Source organism: Aeromonas sp. sia0103, assembly GCF_963895295.1.
Lineage (GTDB): Bacteria > Pseudomonadota > Gammaproteobacteria > Enterobacterales > Aeromonadaceae > Aeromonas > Aeromonas encheleia.
In genome coordinates, this window is the sequence record NZ_CAWQKG010000011.1 from 35,234 (window position 1) to 54,178 (window position 18,945).

At 65.7% G+C, this 18,945-nt stretch carries 18 protein-coding genes; 14 read left to right on the plus strand and 4 right to left on the minus strand.

The features are described from left to right. Positions 1-43: 43 nt before the first annotated feature. On the plus strand, positions 44-679 hold the full coding sequence (locus AACW18_RS02805; protein WP_218387780.1) for a murein L,D-transpeptidase catalytic domain family protein: 636 nt from the start codon (positions 44-46) through the stop codon (positions 677-679). A 61-nt stretch (positions 680-740) separates the two neighbouring features. On the opposite strand, the gene AACW18_RS02810 is transcribed toward AACW18_RS02805, so the two are convergent. After that, a complete protein-coding gene (locus AACW18_RS02810; protein ID WP_218387781.1) occupies positions 741-1,172 on the minus strand; it encodes a universal stress protein in 432 nt (143 codons plus the stop codon). 203 nt (positions 1,173-1,375) lie between these two features. On the opposite strand from AACW18_RS02810, the gene AACW18_RS02815 reads away from it, so the two are divergent. Further along, positions 1,376-2,116, plus strand: a complete 741-nt coding sequence (locus AACW18_RS02815) for a hypothetical protein (RefSeq protein ID WP_218290497.1) — start codon at positions 1,376-1,378, stop codon at positions 2,114-2,116. A gap of 54 nt (positions 2,117-2,170) precedes the next feature. Here the strand turns inward: AACW18_RS02815 and AACW18_RS02820 are convergent, their stop codons facing one another. Both AACW18_RS02820 and AACW18_RS02825 read right to left on the minus strand, forming a co-directional pair. Continuing rightward, positions 2,171-2,269 (minus strand): RNA methyltransferase, encoded by a 99-nt coding sequence (locus AACW18_RS02820; RefSeq protein WP_256351821.1) that lies wholly within the window; start codon positions 2,267-2,269, stop codon positions 2,171-2,173. A gap of 13 nt (positions 2,270-2,282) precedes the next feature. Then, positions 2,283-2,798, minus strand: a complete 516-nt coding sequence (locus AACW18_RS02825) for an RNA methyltransferase (RefSeq protein WP_218387783.1) — start codon at positions 2,796-2,798, stop codon at positions 2,283-2,285. Positions 2,799-3,116: 318 nt separating this feature from the next. On the opposite strand from AACW18_RS02825, the gene AACW18_RS02830 reads away from it, so the two are divergent. The 12 genes from AACW18_RS02830 to AACW18_RS02885 all read left to right on the plus strand — a co-directional run bounded on the left by AACW18_RS02830 (position 3,117) and on the right by AACW18_RS02885 (position 18,675). Beyond that, the gene (locus AACW18_RS02830) at positions 3,117-5,759 is read left to right on the plus strand and encodes a nitrate reductase (RefSeq protein WP_218387784.1); all 2,643 of its coding nucleotides are present in this window, start codon (positions 3,117-3,119) and stop codon (positions 5,757-5,759) included. Positions 5,760-5,781: 22 nt separating this feature from the next. Next, the gene (gene cobA, locus AACW18_RS02835; protein WP_218387785.1) at positions 5,782-6,540 is read left to right on the plus strand and encodes a uroporphyrinogen-III C-methyltransferase; all 759 of its coding nucleotides are present in this window, start codon (positions 5,782-5,784) and stop codon (positions 6,538-6,540) included. A gap of 137 nt (positions 6,541-6,677) precedes the next feature. Then, positions 6,678-7,262, plus strand: coding sequence for an ANTAR domain-containing response regulator (locus tag AACW18_RS02840; RefSeq protein WP_218387786.1), 585 nt, complete (start codon positions 6,678-6,680; stop codon positions 7,260-7,262). A 288-nt stretch (positions 7,263-7,550) separates the two neighbouring features. Then, positions 7,551-8,906, plus strand: a complete 1,356-nt coding sequence (locus AACW18_RS02845) for a CmpA/NrtA family ABC transporter substrate-binding protein (protein ID WP_256351749.1) — start codon at positions 7,551-7,553, stop codon at positions 8,904-8,906. Positions 8,907-8,920: 14 nt separating this feature from the next. Then, the gene (locus AACW18_RS02850) at positions 8,921-9,880 is read left to right on the plus strand and encodes an ABC transporter permease (protein WP_218387787.1); all 960 of its coding nucleotides are present in this window, start codon (positions 8,921-8,923) and stop codon (positions 9,878-9,880) included. Between the two features lie 233 nt (positions 9,881-10,113). Next, a complete protein-coding gene (locus tag AACW18_RS02855) occupies positions 10,114-10,935 on the plus strand; it encodes an ABC transporter ATP-binding protein (protein ID WP_218387788.1) in 822 nt (273 codons plus the stop codon). Between the two features lie 152 nt (positions 10,936-11,087). Beyond that, the gene (nirB, locus tag AACW18_RS02860) at positions 11,088-13,622 is read left to right on the plus strand and encodes a nitrite reductase large subunit NirB (RefSeq protein ID WP_371317024.1); all 2,535 of its coding nucleotides are present in this window, start codon (positions 11,088-11,090) and stop codon (positions 13,620-13,622) included. Continuing rightward, positions 13,619-14,041 carry a nitrite reductase small subunit NirD gene (gene nirD / locus AACW18_RS02865; RefSeq protein ID WP_256351751.1) on the plus strand — a complete coding sequence of 141 codons (423 nt, stop codon included), beginning with the start codon at positions 13,619-13,621 and terminating at the stop codon, positions 14,039-14,041. Before nirB ends, nirD begins: the two co-directional genes overlap by 4 nt. 143 nt (positions 14,042-14,184) lie before the next feature. Further along, positions 14,185-15,276 carry a PfkB family carbohydrate kinase gene (locus AACW18_RS02870; protein WP_218290503.1) on the plus strand — a complete coding sequence of 364 codons (1,092 nt, stop codon included), beginning with the start codon at positions 14,185-14,187 and terminating at the stop codon, positions 15,274-15,276. After that, a complete protein-coding gene (locus AACW18_RS02875) occupies positions 15,270-16,178 on the plus strand; it encodes a pseudouridine-5'-phosphate glycosidase (RefSeq protein ID WP_218387789.1) in 909 nt (302 codons plus the stop codon). The genes AACW18_RS02870 and AACW18_RS02875 overlap by 7 nt, the downstream gene beginning before the upstream one ends. Before the next feature lie 528 nt (positions 16,179-16,706). Continuing rightward, entirely contained in the window at positions 16,707-17,684 is a 978-nt protein-coding gene (locus tag AACW18_RS02880; protein WP_218387790.1) for a cytochrome-c peroxidase, read from the plus strand. Between the two features lie 241 nt (positions 17,685-17,925). Further along, positions 17,926-18,675 (plus strand): DNA/RNA non-specific endonuclease, encoded by a 750-nt coding sequence (locus AACW18_RS02885; protein ID WP_218387791.1) that lies wholly within the window; start codon positions 17,926-17,928, stop codon positions 18,673-18,675. A gap of 43 nt (positions 18,676-18,718) precedes the next feature. Here AACW18_RS02885 and AACW18_RS02890 read toward each other — a convergent pair whose 3' ends face one another. Further along, a complete protein-coding gene (locus tag AACW18_RS02890; RefSeq protein WP_218387792.1) occupies positions 18,719-18,934 on the minus strand; it encodes a hypothetical protein in 216 nt (71 codons plus the stop codon). Positions 18,935-18,945: the final 11 nt, after the last annotated feature.

An 18,945-nucleotide genomic window follows, 5' to 3' on the forward strand; every position in this document is an offset into this window, starting at 1 on the left:
TTTGCACACTGGGCTACCAGCAAGAACGGGAGCGACTTCAAGGATGAAGCGAACAAATTGGATGACGCGGCTAGGCGCGCTCTGGCTGAGCCTGCCGCTGCTGCTGGGGGCGCTCTGTTTCAGCGGCGCCGGCCATGCCAGTTGGGACCAGGATCTCTATCGCCAGCTGGGTCTGGCGGGCAAGCTCGACAAGCGGGTGTTTCGCAAGGCCCTGCAGGGCTATCAAGATGTGCGTCACAAGCGCAAGGCCATTCTCACCATCATCGATTACAGCAAACCCTCGACCCAGCGCCGGCTGTTCGTGATCGATGTGAAGCGTCACAAGCTGCTCTACCACACCTGGGTCAGCCACGGTCGCAACTCAGGTGAGCTGGCGGCCCGCCAGTTCTCCAATCAGCTCAACTCCCGGCAGAGTTCCCTCGGGGTCTATCGCACCGCCGAGACCTATCAGGGCAAGCACGGTTACTCGCTGCGCCTCGATGGGCTGAGCCCGGGCAAGAACAGCAATGCCCGCAGGCGCGCCATCGTCGTGCACGGGGCTGACTATGCCAGCCCGCGCCACCTGCGCAAATATGACAAGCTGGGCCGCAGCTGGGGTTGTCCCGCGCTGCCGAGGGAGCAGTCGCGGGCCATCATCAACATCATCAAGGAGGGGAGCGTCATCTACGCCCATGGCTGAGTTGGCCCCATAGCAAGAAGGCCAGCGAGCGCCGGCCTTCGGATGTCGGTTGGCGGCAGTGTTATTTACGCACCACCAGCACCGGGCAGGGGGCGTGACGCACCACGGACTCGGCGACGCTGCCCACCAGCAGGTGGCTGATGCCGGAGCGGCCGTGGCTGCCCATGACCACCAGGTCAACCTTGTCCTCTTTCGCCTGGATGACGATCTCATCGGCGGCACGGCCGAAGCGGACCTCGAAGGTGGCGGGCACGGCCAGATCGGCGACCAGCTCCTTGAGCTGGGTCTTGGCCTGACGCTCCATCTCGTGGGTGATCTCGATGGCCGTCATGTGCAGTATCTTGTAGCTGTCGAAACCGTGCAGCTGATCCACCACATGGACCAGCTTGAGCTCGGCCTGATGGCTCTGGGCCATGAAGACCGCGTAGTCGAGCACGGCCTTGGACATCTCGGAGAAATCGACGGGGCAGAGCAAGGATTTGATGGTAGGCATAAGAAGGCTCTCCTCTAGTTGGGTCACTAATGAATCTTATTGTTCATGATACCCATCAAGGAGGTTATTACCCTCGACCCGCTCGCAAAATCAGGAAAAAGAGGTGATCTGCCAGGATCACTTCCTATGATGTGATAAGGCTTGAACATGCCCTTTGTCTGTGGGCCCCGCTGACAGACCCGCCACCGAGGAAATACAGGTACATGGTTCGTCCGCTGCTGCTTTTGTTGTGCTGCCTGCTGCTCCCCTGGTCCGCCCGGGCCGATGTCATTCATGTCTATTGCGACGACTGGCCCGGCTTCTGCCAGAACGATGGCCGTGGTGTCTATCTGGACATAGTGCGTGCCATCTATGAGCCGGAAGGCTATCGCATCCATCCCCACATAGTGCCCTACAAGCGGGCGCTGGCGGTGGTCGCGCAGAAGGGGGGCGACATGGCGATGGGGGTCTATCTGGGGGAGGTGCAGGGGGTACACCAGCCGAGTTATCCGGCCTCGGCCGATGATGTGACTGTGCTGATGCTGAAGAAGTGGCTGCCGCTCTGGGCCGGCGAGGTGAGCCTGCAGGGCCAGGATGTGCTCTGGCTGCGGGGCTGGGCCTTTGACAAGTTTATTCCCGTGCCTATGCGCTGGCACGAGATCGACGATCACGCCTTGGCCATGCAGCTCCTGGCGAAGGAGCGCTACCGCTACTATCTGACCGCCGGCGTGCTCTATCCGAAGGGGGAGCTCCCGTCCGACATGAGCAGGATCTTCCTGCGCTGGGTGCCCACCTATCCCATCTTCGCCGACACCGAGCGCGGGCAGCAGCTGCGCCAGCACTGGGATCCCGGCATGAGGCGGCTGCTTGGCGGCGGCACCCTGGCCGAGATCTATCGCAACAACCAGCTCTATGACTACTACCACGCCTTTATCAAGGAGCAGGAGGCGAGGGTAGCCAAGTAGGCAGCAAGGCCAGGCCCATGCATCCCCGCTTGCGTGGTGATATTGACCGCCGGCTTACTCCCCCAGCCCCGCCCGCAGGCGCTTGGCCAAGCGGTCATACAGGATCACGTTGACCGAGGCGGCCAGGTTCATGCAGCCTTTATGCGTGGTCACATTGATCACCCTCTTACTCCCCCAGCCCCGCCCGCAGGCGCTTAGCCAGTCGATCGTAGAGGATCACGTTGACCGAGGCGGCCAGGTTCATGCAGCCTCTTGTCGGCACATAGATCACCTCCTTCACCGCCTCATAGCGGGCGGGATCCAGGGTGCCATCCTCCGGGCCGAAGATGTAGAAGGCGCGCTCCGGGTGCACATAGTCCGGCAGCGAGGTGGCCCCCTCGATCAGATCCACCAGCACCGGGGTGCAGCCTTCGGGTACGAACGCCAGCAGCTCCTCGACCCCGAGCAGGGGGATCTTCTCCACCATCTGCTTGGTGTCGGTGGCGAAGCGGCGCGCCAGCTCGAAGCGGCTGCCGGTGTAGTAGACCTCGTCCGCCCCGTAGCAGCCGGCGGCCCGCATCACGGCCCCTACGTTCTCCGGCGACTTGGGATTGACCAGCCCGATGCAGCAATAAGCGGGCGCGGCATGCTCCGCTGAGGCTGTATCAACGGTGTTCGCGCCGTCGTAATCCGACTCTTTCATCTCTCTCTCCTCTGTGGCGGCCGCATTATACCCCCGGCTCGCACTTTGCCCATGAGTGTCGTCGGGCAGGGCCCTGTTTTTCCTGGCGGGGCCCAACAAGAGGGCAGCTGCACCGTCCCGGCGCAGGCCGGCGCCGGTGGTCGCACTGGCGGGGCGCCTCGCATCTTGGCGCAGGCTTTGCAGTCATCCGTCATGACAAGATGATCGAGGCTCAGCCGGACAAAGGCGTCCGTCCCCATTGGGGGGCGGACGCTTTTTTATGGGCTGTGGCAATCAGGCAACCCGTAGCCGGGTCGCCGGACGACAAGGAGCGAGGGAATGAACACCACCTGTGCCTATTGTGGAGTGGGCTGCGGCATCCGGCTGAGCCGGGAGGGCGATGAGTGGCAGCTGCAGGGGGATGAACGGCATCCGGCCAACGCGGGCGCCCTCTGCGTCAAGGGGGCCAGCCTGCTGGAGAGTCTGGACTTTCCCGACCGCCTGCTCTACCCGCGCTGGCAGGGGCGGCGCATCGGCTGGGACCAGGCGCTCGATACCCTGGCCGACCGTTTCGCCACCATATTGGCCGAATCCGGGCCAGCGGCCATCGGCATCTATCTGTCGGGTCAGCTCACCACCGAGGATTACTACGTCGCCAACAAGCTGATGAAGGGGTATCTCGGCAGCGCCAACGTGGACACCAACTCCCGGCTCTGCATGTCATCGGCGGTGGCGGCCCATCAGCGCGCCTTCGGCGAGGATCTGGTGCCCGCCTGCTATGAGGATCTCGAGCTGGCGGATCTGGTGGTGCTCACCGGCGCCAACACCGCCTGGACCCACCCCGTGCTGTTTCGTCGCCTGCAACAGGCGCGGGCGCGGCGCCCAGAGCTCAGGCTGGTGGTGCTGGATCCCCGCCGCACCATGACGGCGGAGCAGGGGGATCTGCACCTGGCCCTCAAACCCGGCAGCGACGTGGCGCTGTGGAACGGCCTGTGCCGTTATCTGCTCGACAGCGACGGCTGGGACAAGGATTACGTGGCGCGCCATGTGAGCGGCTTTGGCGAGCTGGCGGCGGCGCTGGACGATCCGGCCTGGCAGCTGGAGGCGGTGGCCCAGAGCTGCGACTTGGCGCCGGGGGATCTGCTCGGCTTCTACCGGCTATTTGCCCGTACCCCCCGCACCGTCACCCTGTTCTGCCAGGGGATCAACCAGTCCAACCAGGGGGTGGACAAGGCCAACGCCATCATCAACGCCCACCTGCTGTGCGGGCGCATCGGCAAGCCGGGGGCGGCGCCCTTCTCCATGACCGGGCAGCCGAACGCCATGGGCGGGCGCGAGGTGGGCGGGCTGGCGACCCAGTTGGCGGCCCACATGGGCTTTGGCGAGGAAGAGTGCGATCGGGTGCAGCGTTTCTGGCAGAGCCCGACCATGGTGCGCGGCCCGGGCCACAAGGCGGTGGCACTGTTCGAGGCGGTGGCGCGCGGGGAGATACGCGCGCTCTGGGTGCTCGGCACCAACCCGGCCGTCTCCCTGCCAGACGGCAACCGGGTGCGGGAGGCGCTGGCCCGCTGCGAGCTGCTGGTGGTCTCCGAGGTGACGGCGGACACCGACACGGCGCGCCTCGCCCACCTGCTGCTGCCCGCCGCCGCCTGGGGCGAGAAGAGCGGCACGGTCACCAACTCGGAGCGCACCATCAGCCGCCAGCGCGCCTTTTTGCCCCTGCCGGGGGAGGCCAGGCCCGACTGGTGGGCGCTGACCCAGCTGGCCCGCCGGCTTGGCTTCGGCGAGGGCTTTGCCTATGAGCACGAGCACGAGATCTTCTGTGAACACGCCGCCCTCTCCGGTTTCGAGAACGAAGGGGCCCGCCAGTTCGACATCTCCGGGCTGGCCCGCCTCAGTCGCGCCGAGTTCGAGGCGCTGGAGCCACTGAGCTGGCCGGTCAACGCCGCCTGGCCCAGGGGCCGTGCCCGTCTGTTCGAGGATGGGCGCTTCCCCACCCCGGATGGGCGGGCCCGTCTGTTGCCCCTGGCCCAGCATTTTCCCCCTGAACCTGTCGACGTCGCCGAGCCAAAAGCGGTGCTGCAGCCGGCAGGCCTCTCCTTGTTGCTTAATACGGGCCGGCTGCGGGATCAGTGGCACACCATGACCCGCACCGGCCACGTGCCCCGATTGCAGGAGGCGGAGCCCTGGCCCAAGCTGCGGGTCGGCCCCGCCAGCCTGCTGGCACTCGGGCTGGCCGAGGGGGATCTGGTGCGGTTGAGCAACGGGCTGGGCGAGGCGCGGCTGCTGATCGGAGTGGACGAGGGGCTGCGGGAGGGAGAGGCCTTCCTGCCCATGCACTGGACCGACAGCCAGTGCAGCCAGGGGGCGGTCAACCGCCTCATCGCCGCCGTGGTGGATCCCCTTTCGGGCCAGCCCATGTTCAAGCAGGGACGGGTGATGGCCGAGCCGCAGCCGACCCGCTGGCAGGGGCTCTGGCTCGGCCAGCAGCCCTGGGGAGAGGCGGTGGACTGGTGGGCCAAACGCCCCCTGCCCGAGGGCAACTGCACCCTGCTTGCCTCCTGGTCAGAGGGGCCACAGGCGCTGTGGCAGCAGCTGGGGACGACGGGGCGCTGGCTGCGGCTGCCACTCGCACAGGGCTGGCTCGCGGTGGCGCTGGTGCAGGATCGCATCAACGGCATCCTGCTGGTGGGCGAGCGATGGCCGGATCTCAAGGTCTCCCTGCTGGCGAGCCTGCTCGGCACGCCCTTGCAGGCGGGGGCCCTGAGCCAGACCCTGAGCGCTGCCCTGGCCGGGGAGAGCCGGCTGGTCTGCTCCTGCCTGCGGGTGTCGGAGGGGCGCATCGTCGACGCCATCACCCGGCAGGGGGTGAGCGAGCTGGCGGGGCTGCAGGCCTTGCTCGGCTGTGGCAGCAACTGCGGCACCTGTCTGCCAGAGATAGACAAGCTTTTGATTAAACATGTTTTTATCGCCTCCGCTTAAGACGGGGCACAAGGAGTGTGAGATGAGCCATGTCAGTCTGGTAGGGGCCGGTCCCGGCCCGCTCGAATTGTTGACCCTGCGCGCCCTGCAACGGCTGGAGGCGGCGGAGGTGGTGATCTATGACCGCCTGGTGGGGAGCGAGATCCTGGCCCGCATTCCCAAGGGCGCGGCCCGTTTCGATGTGGGCAAGCGCTGCGGTGAGCCTAGCCCGAGCCAGGCGCAGATCAACGCCCTGTTGCTGGCGCTGGCGCGCACCGGCAAGCGGGTGGTGCGGCTCAAGGGGGGAGATCCCCTGGTGTTTGGCCGTGGCGGCGAGGAGGCGCTGCACCTGGCCCGCCACGGCATCGAAGCCGAGCTGGTGCCAGGCATCACGGCGGCGCTGGGTTGCGCCGCCAGCAGCCTGATCCCCCTGACCCACCGGGGGCTGGCGCGCTCCCTGACCCTGGTGACGGGCCATCTGATGGACGAGCGCGACTATCAGGGCTGGCAGGGGCTGACCCGGGTCGGTCACACCCTGGTGTTCTACATGGGGCTGGAGCGGGCGGCCCAGATCCGGCAGGGGCTGCTGGCGGCCGGCGCCTCGCCGGATCTGCCGGTGGCGCTGGTGGTGGCCGGTTGCAGCCCGCAGCAGCGGGTGCATGAGACCCGGCTGGCCATGCTGGCAGAGGCCGCCGTGGCCCTGCTCGGGCAGAGTCCCGTGCTGATGATCATGGGGGAGGTGGTGGGTCTGCGCACCGAGCTGAACGCCCTGCTGACCCAGGCGCTGGATCGGGTGGCCTGAGCCGCCTCGACCTCTACCTCTACTACCTCCAGATAGATAAAAAGGGGGTAGATTCAAATAGTTGGCCTTCATGTTGCCTCATCTGTGGTGAACAAGCAGCGACAGACAAGCTGCGCTAGCCGTTGGCAAGGAGCGCCATGACCACTCTTCCCCCCGGGGGCCCTGCCGGCCCCCCCTCCCGCCTGCTGATCCACGCCGATGAGCCGGGTCAGGCCAACCGCCTGGCCCTGCTGGTCAGCCACTACGGCCATCAGCCGCAGATCCTGGACAGCCGCCAGCTGTTGACCCCGGACGGGCAGGGGGATGCCCTGCTCATCAGCAGTCGCCAGTTCGGTGCCGAGGTGCGGCTCGGCCTCTCTCTCTGGCCCGGGGTGCCGCGCCTGCTGTTTTGCGAGCGACTCGGCGCAGAGCCCCAGATCGCCCTGTTGCAGCAGGGGGTGCTGCTGGTGCCGCATCCGTGTGGCGAGCGGGAGCCGGTCGAGCAGTGGCTGCGGCTGGCCCGCAGTCAGCTGGCCATGGTGCAGGCGCTGGCGCAAACCGAAGCCGAGCTGCGCCAGAAGCTGGAGGAGAGGCGGCTGGTCGAGCAGGCCAAGGGGCGGCTGATGCGCCATCAGGGGCTGGACGAGGAGCAGGCCTACCGGCTGATGCGCAGCACCGCCATGAGCCGCCACCTGAGCCTGGGGGAGCTGGCGCGGCAGTTGTTGCTGGCCCTGCCCGTTTGATGCCCTCGCGGAGCAACCGTTTTGGTGCAGTTGCGCCTTATTGAGGCAAATGAGGAGGCAAAGCAGGAAGAAAGGGGCGGGACAGGCCCGTTTTCAGTGGCCTGGCCAAGCTGGCATGGAAAGTGAATTACCCAGCAGACAAGGAGTGACGGCGCCAACCGGCCCGTCACTCGCAACAGGGCAAAGAGGCCTCACCGATCCCGGATCGGTGAGGCTTTTTTTTGGTCGCGACCCTGCAACGGCGCAGAGGGATGACCGCCCATGACTGGATCTGAGCGAGGAAGGCGAATGAACAAGAGACAAGGATGTGCGGCCCTGTTGCTGGCGATGTTGTCGCTGCCGGCGCTGGCGGTGGGGGCTCCCGAGCAGGAGGAGCTCAAGTTCGGCTTCATCAAGCTGACCGACATGGCACCGCTGGCGGTGGCCTATGAGCGCGGCTACTTCGAGGACGAGGGGCTCTACGTCACCCTGGAGGCGCAGGCGAACTGGAAGGTGCTGCTGGACAGGGTGATCGACGGCGAGCTGGACGGTGCCCAGATGCTGGCGGGTCAGCCGCTGGCCGCCCACATCGGCATCGGCACTCAGGCCGAGCTGGTGACGGCCTTCGCCATGGATCTCAACGGCAACGCCATCACGGTCGCCAACCCGGTGTGGGCCGCCATGCAGCCCCATCTGCCCAAGCCGGTGGCGGGTCAGGTGCCGACACCGGTGAGCGCGGCGGCGCTCAAACCCGTGGTGGCCCAATACCGACAGGCGGGCAAGCCGTTCAACATGGGGATGGTGTTTCCCGTCTCCCCCCACAACTACGAGCTCAGATACTGGCTGGCGGCCGGCGGGCTCCACCCCGGCTTCTATGCCCCCGATCAGGGTGACAGCTCGGGCCAGCGCCAGGCGGAGGTGCTGCTGTCGGTCACGCCACCACCCCAGATGCCCGCCACCCTGGAGGCGGGCACCTTAGCCGGCTACAGCGTGGGGGAGCCCTGGAACCAGCAGGCGGTCGCCAGGGGGATCGGGGTGCCCGTCATCACCGATTACGAGATCTGGCGCAACAACCCGGAGAAGGTATTCGGCGTCACCCGCCAGTGGGCCGAGCGCCATCCCAACACCCACATCCGGCTGGTGAAGGCACTGCTGCGGGCGGCCTGGTGGCTGGATGCCGAGCAGAACGGCAATCGGCGCGAGGCTGCCAAGCTGCTGGCCAAACCCGAGTACGTGGGGGCCGACGAGGCGGTGATCGCCGGCTCAATGACGGGCACCTTCGAGTACGCCAAGGGGGACAGGCGCAGCCTGCCGGACTTCAACGTCTTTTTCCGCCACCACGCCACCTATCCCTTCTACTCCGACGCCATCTGGTACCTGACCCAGATGCGGCGCTGGGGCCAGATCCCCGAGGCCAAGCCGGACGCCTGGTTCGAGCAGGTAGCCAGGGCCGTCTATCGACCCGAGGTCTACCGCCAGGCGGCCGAGGCGCTCATCGCCGAGGGCAAGTTCAAGGCGAGCGATTTTCCCGATTTTGCCAGCGAGCAGGGTTATCGCGGTCCCCAGGATGGCTTCATCGACGGCTTGATCTACGACGGGCGTCATCCCAACGCCTACCTGCAACAGTTTGCCATCGGCCTCAAGGGCGATGAGCGGGTGCAATGAACAAGGAGCGAGCGATGAAACGACACAAGTGGCAATTCATCAATTGGAAAGCCGTCAATTGGAAAACCCTGGTGCAGCCCCTGCTCGGCGTGCTGCTGTTCCTCGGCCTCTGGCAGTGGGGGGCGAGCCAGGTGCAGACCAGCCTGGGCACCCTGCCGGGGCCGCTGGCGACCGCCAGCCAGCTCTGGTCGCTGGGGCAGGAGCACCTGGCACAGCGGGACGAGGCGGCCGCCTTCCTCGAGCGCCAGCAGCTGCGCAACGCCGAGCGGCTGGCGCAGGATCCGGCGGCCGAGGTGAAACTGCGCCCCTATACCGGGCGCCCCACCTTCTTCGATCAGATAGCCACCAGCCTGCTCACAGTGCTGTGCGGCTTCGGGCTGGCCAGCCTGATCGCCATCCCGTGCGGCCTGCTGCTCGGCATGAACCAGGGGCTCTATCGCGCCGCCAACCCGGTGATCCAGCTGCTCAAGCCGGTGTCGCCGCTGGCCTGGCTGCCCCTCATCACCCTGGTGGTGAGCGCGCTCTACGCCAGCCCTGCGCCCTGGCTTGCCAAGTCCTTCGTCACCTCGGCGTTGACGGTGACCCTCTGCTCCCTCTGGCCGACCCTGATCAACACCGCAGTCGGGGTGGCGGGGCTGGACAGCGACCTGCACAACGTCAGCCGGGTGTTGCGGCTCTCCTTCTGGACCCATGTGCGCCGCATCGTGCTGCCCGGCGCCCTGCCCATGATCTTCACCGGGCTGCGGCTCTCCCTCGGGGTGGCCTGGATGGTGCTTATCGCGGCCGAGATGCTGGCCCAGAACCCGGGGCTCGGCAAGTTCGTGTGGGACGAGTTCCAGAGCGGCGGCTCGGCCTCCCTGGCCCGCATCATGGTGGCCGTGGTCACCATAGGCCTCATCGGCTGCGCGCTGGACAGGGGCATGCTGGCCCTGCAGCAGTGGCTCTCCTGGGACAAGCGGCAGGCGTTGCGTTAGGGCCGCGTCGGCACCGGGCCTTGCGGCAGTGGTTCTGCTTCAGGACAAGCGCCAGGCATTGCGTTAGGGCCGTGTCGGCAACAGAGGGAGAGCCGGGCCTGGCGGCAGTGGTTCTGCTTCAGGGCAAGCGGCAGGCGTTGCGTTAGGGACTTGTGCAGCAGTGGTCCCGCTGCAGGACAAGCGTCAAGGGTTGCACTAGAGACGAATCACATATTCAGGCAGGAGAACCGCCAATGAAAAGTTATCTGCAGATCAGCGATGTCGGCGTTTCGTTCGAGACGGAACAGGGCCGCTTCGAGGCCCTCAGCCGGGTCAACCTGCGCATCGAACAGGGGGAGTTCGTCTCCCTCATCGGCCACTCCGGCTGTGGCAAGAGCACAGTGCTCAACCTGGTGGCCGGGCTGCTGGATCCTACCACCGGAGGCATCATCCTGGACGGGCGCGAGGTGGTGGGGCCCGGGCCGGAGCGGGCCATGGTGTTTCAGAACCATGCGCTGCTGCCCTGGCTCAGCGTCCAGCAGAACGTGGCGCTGGCAGCCCGGCAGGTGGAGCCGGACCGGCGGGCGGTGGCGGAGCGGGTCGACTACTACCTGTCGCTGGTGCAGATGGATCACGCCAGCCAGAAGATGCCCCACGAGCTGTCGGGGGGCATGAAGCAGCGCGTCGGCATCGCCCGCGCGTTGTCGCTCTCCCCCAAGGTGCTGCTGATGGACGAGCCGTTCGGTGCCCTCGACGCCCTGACCCGGGCCCATCTGCAGGATGCGCTGATGGCCATCCAGGCCGAGCTCGGCAACACCGTCATCATGATCACCCACGACGTGGACGAGGCGGTGCTGCTCTCCGATCGCATCTGCATGATGACCAATGGCCCCAGTGCCACCGTCGGGGAGATCCTGACCGTAGACCTGCCAAGGCCCAGAGACAGGGTTGCCCTGGCGGACGACCCCCAGTATCACAGGCTGCGCCAGCAGGTGTTGCGCTTCCTCTACGAGAAGCAGCGCAAGGTGACCCCGCTCAAGGCGGCCGAGCAGGTGCGCAGCAAGCTGCGGGCCTGAACTCCCAGAATTCAAGGAAGAGACACATGGATCACAAACAAAGATTGCTGGTGGGCAAGGGCATGGACTTGATCGATCACCAGGTCGTCGAATCCCCCGGCAGGGTTGAGAAGCAACGTCTGCTGGTCATCGGCAACGGCATGGATGATGAGATGGACCACCACTTCGTCGAATCGCCCGAGAGGGGCGAGAAACAACGTCTGCTGGTGGTCGGCAACGGCATGGTGGGCCACCACTTCGTCGAGCAGCTGGCGGCGGCTGGCGGCCTGGAGCGGTACGAGGTGACGGTGTTCGGGGCCGAGCCGGACTCCGCCTATGACAGGGTGCACCTGTCGGAGGTGTTTGGCGGCAAGGCGCCACAGGCGCTGCAGCTGGCGGATCCCGCCTGGTATGAGGCGCAGGGCATAGCGCTGCGGCTGGGAGCCGAGGTGGAGGCGCTGGACCGGGAGACCCGCACCCTGACCCTGGCCGATGGCGAGCGCTTCCCCTACGACCGGCTGGTGCTGGCGACCGGCTCGGTGCCCTTCGTGCCGCCCATCCCCGGCCATCGGCGTGAGGGCTGCTTCGTCTACCGCACCCTGGGGGATCTCGCCGCCATCCGCGATGCCTGCGCCCAGGCGCGCAGCGGCGTGGTGATCGGCGGCGGCCTGCTCGGGCTGGAGGCCGCCAATGCGCTGCGTCTGCTCGGCCTCAAGACCCAGGTAGTGGAGTTCGCCCCGCGGCTGATGCCGGTGCAGCTCGACGAGAGCGGCGGCGCCGTGCTGCGGGACAAGATCCGGGCGCTCGGGGTCGAGGTGCTGGTGGAGCGGGCCACCGAGTGCATCGAGGACGGGGAGCAGGCCCGCCACCGGCTGGTATTCAAGGATGGCAGTCACCTGGAGACGGACGTGATCCTGTTCTCGGCGGGGATCCGCCCCGCCGACGGGCTGGCGCGCCAGGCCGGGCTGACCCTGGGCGAGCGTGGCGGCATCTGCATCGACGACGGCTGCCATAGCTCGGATCCCGCCGTGCTGGCCATCGGCGAGTGTGCGCTCTGGCAGGGCCGGATCTTCGGGCTGGTGGCCCCCGGCTACCAGATGGCCCGCGCCGCCGTGGCCAGCCTGTGCGGCGGCGATGCCCGCTTCGCCGGGGCGGACATGTCCACCAAGCTCAAGCTGATGGGGGTGGATGTGGGCTCCATCGGCGATGCCCACGCCAGCACCGCCGGGGCCCAGGAGCTGTTGCTGCTGGATCGGGTCAACGGGGTCTACAAGAAGCTGGTGACCGACGGCGAGGGGGGCCGCCTGCTCGGCGCCATTCTGGTGGGGGACGGGGCCGACTACGAGCGGCTGTTGCAGTACTACCAGAACGGCATGGCGCTGCCGCAGCCGCCGCTCTCCCTGCTGGTGGGAGAGGTCGGCGGGGCGGCCGCGCCGCTGGTGCTGCCGGACAGCGCCATCCTCTGCTCCTGCCATAACGTCAGCAAGGGGGCCGTGGTGGCGGCGGTCAAGGCGGGCAATCACGAGCTGGCGGCGATCAAGAGTTGCACCAAGGCGGGTACCGGCTGCGGCGGCTGCAGCAACCTGCTCAAGCAGGTGGTGGAGCAGACCCTGAGCGAAATCGGGGTAGAGGCGGACAAGGGGCTGTGCGAGCACTTCGCCTACGGTCGCCAGGAGCTCTATCACCTGGCCAGGGTCGGCGAGCTGAAGAGCTTCGAGGCGCTGCGTGACAAGCACGGTCATGGCCTGGGTTGCGACATCTGCCGGCCGACGGTCGGTTCCATCCTGGCGTCCCTGTGGAACGAGCACGTGCTGGAGAAACCGCTGCGTGGCCTGCAAGACAGCAATGATACCTTCCTCGCCAACCTGCAAAAGGACGGCACCTACTCGGTGGTGCCGCGCATCCCCGGGGGCGAGATCACCCCGCAGGGGCTCATCACCATAGGGGAGGTGGCGCGCAAGTACGGGCTCTACACCAAGATCACCGGCGGCCAGCGCATCGACCTGTTCGGTGCCCGGGTCGATCAGCTGCCCGCCATCTGGGGCGAGCTGGTGGCGGCGGGCTTCGAGACCGGCCAGGCCTATGGCAAGTCGGTGCGCACCGTGAAGTCCTGCGTCGGCTCGACCTGGTGTCGCTACGGGGTGCAGGACTCCATGAGCCTGACCCAGACCCTGGAGAATCGTTACAAGGGGCTGAGGGCGCCCCACAAGCTGAAGTTCGCGGTCTCCGGCTGTACCCGGGAGTGCGCTGAGGCCCAGAGCAAGGACATAGGCGTCATCGCCACCGAGCGCGGCTGGAATCTCTATGTGTGCGGCAACGGCGGCATGCGGCCGCGCCACGCCGACCTCTTCGCCATCGACCTCGATGAGCAGACCCTGATCCGCTACATAGACCGGCTGCTGATGTTCTACGTGCGCACCGGCGATCGGCTGCAGCGCACCTCGGTCTGGATGGAGGGCATGGAGGGGGGGCTCGACTACCTCAAGTCGGTGATCATCGAGGACAGACTCGGCATTGGGACCGAGCTGGAGGCCATGATGGGCGAGATCGTCGGCAGCTGGCAGTGCGAGTGGAAGAGCACCCTGGCAGATCCAGACAAGCTGAAGCTGTTCGAGGCCTTCGTCAACCAGCCGGAGGGGAGCACGCCTCCCCGCCGGGCGGAGCGGGGCCAGTGGGTGCCGGCAATCAGTATCAAGGAGCTGATATGAGCGAGGGGATGGAAGCCTTGTTAGATCCCGAACAGGGTGGGCAACTGCGAGGTGTGGCTATGAATGAGCTCGGGGAAGACAGGTTGCACAGTGAACATGGCCAGTGGCATCGGGTGTGCGCGCTCTCGGCCTTGCCGGAGCAGGGGGGCCGCAGCGCCTGGCTGGGGGGGCGGGCGCTGGCGCTGTTTCGGCTTGGTGAGCGGGTATATGCGCTGGATGACGTGGATCCGCGGGCCGGGGTGGCGGTGTTGGGGCGCGGCCTGGTGGGTGATTGCAGCGGCGAGCCCGTGGTGGCCTCGCCGCTCTACAAGCAGCGCTATGCCCTGGCCGATGGCCGCTGCCTCGACGATCCGGCGCTGCGGGTGGCCTGTTGGCCGGTGATGCAGAGTGAGGGGGCGGTCTGGGTGCTGCTGAGCTGATCGGTGCCGGATCCTGCCATGGAGGATCACCGGGCCAGGCCCGGTGATTTTTTGTGTGCGACCCGACATTTCTTGCACGAGAGGATGGCGGGAAAACGTTTTTCGGAAATAATGGACAAACGTTTGTAACTGGATGTTTGTCTATGACGGAACGTGAACAAGAGATCCTCGCCCTGCTGCGCCAGGATCCCATGATTGCCCAACAGGATCTGGCAGACAGGCTCGGCATCAGCCGCTCGGCGCTGGCGAGCCACATCTCCAGCCTGATGCGCCAGGGCTATGTGCAGGGGCGTGGCTATGTGCTGCGCGAGGGTCCCTACGCCGTGGTGATCGGCGGCGCCAACATGGATATCTGCGGCTGCAGCCACGACAACCTGCGCATCGGTGACTCCAACCCCGGCAAGGTCCGCACCTCGGCCGGCGGGGTGGGGCGCAACATCGCCGAGAACCTGGCGCGGCTCGGCACCGATACCCGGCTGCTGACTGCGGTGGGCAACGATCAGTACGGCCATCACCTGCTGGAGGTGAGCCAGCGTGCCGGCGTCGACGTACGCCAGGTGCTGGTGCTGGAGGGTCAGGCGACCTCCTGTTACCTCAGCCTGCACGATGGCAGCGGCGAGATGAGCTGCGCCGTCAACGACATGGCGATCATCGACGAACTCACCCCGGCAAGGCTCAGCCAGCTCAGCGGCTTCCTCGGCGCGGCCCGGCTCTGGGTACTCGACACCAACCTCGCCACCCACACCCTCGACTGGCTGTTCGAGCGCCAAGGGGAGCACATTATCTTCGTCGACACCGTCTCGGTGGCCAAGGTGGAGAAGATCCGCCCCTGGCTGCACCGCATCCACACCCTCAAGCCCAATCGCAGCGAGGCCGAGCAGCTGTGCGGCTTCCGCATCGCCGGCCCCGAGAGCTGGCCCATGGCGGCGGCCTGGTTCCACCGCGCCGGGGTGCAACGGCTGTTCCTGAGCCTCGGCGATCAGGGGATTTTCTATAGCGACGGGGAGTGCCAGGGCCATCTGCCCGTGCTCGGCAGCCCGGTCGTCAACGTGACCGGCGGCGGCGATGCCTTCATGGCAGGGCTGGCCCACGCCTGGTTGCTGGAGGCTGACATGGCCGAGACCACCCGTTTCGCGCTCGGCTGCGCCGCCCTCACCGTCAATTGTTCCGATACCGTCTTTTCCGGCCTATCCAAGGCCGCCGTTGAACGCATGCTGGAGGAGTACCCATGTTGAACGCTTATCTCGATATCCAACCAGAAGTGGCCGCGGCCCTGGCCGCCGGCAAACCGGTAGTGGCGCTGGAGTCCACCATCATCTCCCACGGCATGCCCTATCCGCAGAACGTGGAGACGGCGCGCCAGGTGGAGCAGGTGGTGCGCGATAACGGCGCCGTGCCGGCCACCATCGCCATCCTGGATGGCCGCCTCAAGGTGGGTCTGGATGCGGGGGCGCTGGAGGCGCTGGGTCGGGCCGGTCATGCCGCCACCAAGTGCAGCCGCCGGGACATCCCCTTCGTGCTGGCGAACAAGGGGCTGGGGGCGACGACCGTGGCCTCCACCATGATCATCGCCGCCATGGCCGGCATCCGGGTGTTCGCCACCGGCGGCATCGGCGGTGTGCACCGCGGTGCTCAGGAGACGTTCGACATCTCGGCGGATCTGCAGGAATTTGCCCAGACCCCGGTGGCCGTGGTCTGCGCCGGTGCCAAGTCGATACTCGACATCGGCCTGACCCTGGAGTACCTGGAGACCCAGGGGGTGCCGGTCATCGGCTACCAGACCGAGGAGCTGCCCGCCTTCTACACCCGCGAGAGTGGCTTCAAGGTGGATTACCGCCTCGACACCCCGGCGGCAATCGCGCAGGCGCTGCGCCTGAAATGGGAGCTGGGGCTGGCCGGCGGCGCCGTGGTGACCAACCCGATCCCGACCGAGTTTGCCATGCCCAAGGCCGACATAGATGCGGCGATCGCGCAGGCGCTGCGCGAGGCGGACGAGCAGGGCGTCAAGGGCAAGGAGTCGACCCCCTTCCTGCTGGCGCGGGTGTGCGAGCTGACCGGCGGCAACTCCCTGGCGGCCAACATCCAGCTGGTGCTGAACAACGCCGCCCTGGGGGCGCGTATCGCCGCCAGCCTGTGAGGTGAAGTCATGCATGAACAAGAGGGCCTTCTGGCCCTCTTTGCTATTGTGCGCCGCTATGCCTGGTGGAGGGCGGCAGCCTGCAGCCAGCGGGTCTGGATAAATAAACCCGGCCATCTTTCCCCTTTATCAGCGAATAACCCGCGAGGGATCACCCAAAATAGGGGCGAGGGCTGGTCGGCGCCACCGAGGCATTATTGATAAGGTATTATCTCGAGCATTGAATAATGCATGTTAAATAAACCTAATTAATGTTCGATCATTGCTGCATATTTAATAATCGCTTTATTCAATGACCCCAATCTAATTAATTGGCTGTTATTCAGGCCCGCTCTGTTGATAATTCATACATCGAAATTCAGCTGTTTTTACCTCGCAAGTCCCCGCCATCAGTCCGTCAAAAATATATCAATCCATTGTTTTTAATGTGGTTTTTATCCATCCCATTTGATCCTGAGCAAATATTGCACAGCCTTTCCCAGTCAGGCTGAGGCTGCGATTGTTCGCGGACTCAAGGGAGAGAGAAAAATGAATAAATATTGTCTGCTGCTGGTACTGGCCTTGCCCGGGATGGGGTGGGCCACCGAGCCGGTGCAACCGATCGAGGCCGTCAAGCCGGGCTCGCCGGAGAAAGTCGAGCTGGGCAAGATGCTGTTCTTCGAGCCGAGGCTGTCAAGGTCCAACGCCATCTCCTGCAACTCCTGCCACAACCTGGCGACCGGCGGAGTGGACAACCAGGTCAGCTCCCTCGGCCACCAGTGGAAGGAGGGGCCGATCAACTCGCCGACCGTGCTCAACTCCAGCCTCAACTTCGTGCAGTTCTGGGACGGCCGTGCCAAGGATCTGAAGGAGCAGGCGGCGGGCCCCATCGCCAACCCGCTGGAGATGGCCTTCACCCACAAGCTGGCGGTCGAGACCCTGCACACCCTGCCCGAATACCGTGCCCGTTTCGATGCGGTCTATGGCAAAGCGGACTTTGGCATCGACGAGGTGACCGATGCCATCGCCGCCTTCGAGGAGACCCTTATCACCCCCAATGCCCCCTTCGATCGCTGGCTGAAGGGGGACGGCAAGGCGCTGACGGCGCGGCAGCTGAAGGGGTACCAGCTGTTCAAGGAGAAGGGCTGCACCGCCTGTCACAACGGGGTCGCCATCGGCGGCAACTCCTATCAGAAGATGGGGCTGGTCAAGCACTACCCGACCAGCAACCCGGCCCAGGGCCGCGGCGCCGTGACCGGCGAGCAGCAGCTCATCGGCTGGTTCAAGGTGCCGACCCTGCGCAACATAGCGCTGACCTACCCCTACTTCCACGATGGGGCCGTCTGGGATCTGAAGGAGGCGGTGCAGATCATGGCCGACATCCAGCTCGGTCAGCGTCTGAGCGAGCAGGAGGCCGACGACATGACCGACTTCCTCAAGAGCCTGACCGGGGATCAGCCGCAGATAGTGCTGCCCATACTGCCGCCGTCCCGAGCCGATACCCCGCGGCCTCAGGTCAAGAGCTGAGGGACATCACCAGAGCGGGGCCGGGCGCCCCGCTTTTTCATGGGCATATCCAATTGATTAAACGGGAAAAATGCCCCGTTCAGCACAATGACAGGGGGATGACAATCCCCCAGCTGTCCGCAGGTTTTTGGCCGAATTGCAGTCATCTTCACATTTACGACATGCTCGCAAACTAGCCGATTGCCTGACTCCTCCGACCTGGTGTCAAATCACTCCGCCTAACACAAGGAGTGGCATAATAATGAATAATATTAATAAGTTAGTTCTGGCTATCGGATTTACTCTCAGCGCTTTCCCGACCCTGGCGGCGGGATTCCAGTGCAAGGATCACGTCACCCTGGGAGTCCCCAGTCAATCCAGTCAGCTGCTGTGCCGGGAAGGCTATGCCGCCGGCTACAACTACGACACCAAGGTCTCTGACTGGGTCTCTTATCGGATGACGGCGGCCAGCGCCCAGGGTCAGGTGCCGCGCAAGGATGCCTTCGCCGAGGACAAGGAGGTGCCGGTGCAGTTCCGCGCCACCCTGGCGGATTACAAGGGTTCCGGCTATGACAGAGGCCACCAGGCGCCGGCGGCGGACATGCGCACCAGCGCCACCACCATGAAGCAGAGCTTCCTGCTGACCAACATGACGCCGCAGTTGCCGGCGCTCAATCAGGGGGCCTGGCGCATCCTGGAGGAGAAGACCCGCCAGTGGGCCATCGCCTATGAGGAGGTTCAGGTGATCACCGGTCCCATCTTCACCAACTCGGATGCCGCCATCGGCAACGGCGTGACGGTGCCCCATGCCTATTACCGGGTGGTGATGGACGTGGCCAATCGGGAGGCCATCGCCTTCATCCTGCCCCAGGAAAACGTGTCGGCCAGCCGGCTTGCGGACTACATAGTGACGGTGGACGCGGTGGAGGAGCAGACCGGGCTGGACCTCTTCGCCGAGCTGCCGGAGGAGCCGGAGGAGGCCATGGAATCCCAGCTGATGGCGATGTGGTGATGGTCAGTCGCAGCTAACACAACAGGGGCCAAGGCCCCTGTTGTCATTTACTGATCTCATCGCCCACCTTCTTGACGGTGTCCCGGGTGCCGTGGCCGATCTCCCGGGTCACGTCCCGGGTGGTGTGGCCAATCTCCCGGGTCACATCGCGGGTGGTGTGCCCCACAGTCCGGCCCGCCTCCTTGATGTCGGCACAGCCGCCGGTCAGGGCGCCAAGGGCCAGGCAAAGTGCCAGCAGTGCCATCCAGTTACGCATCATGCCGTACTCCT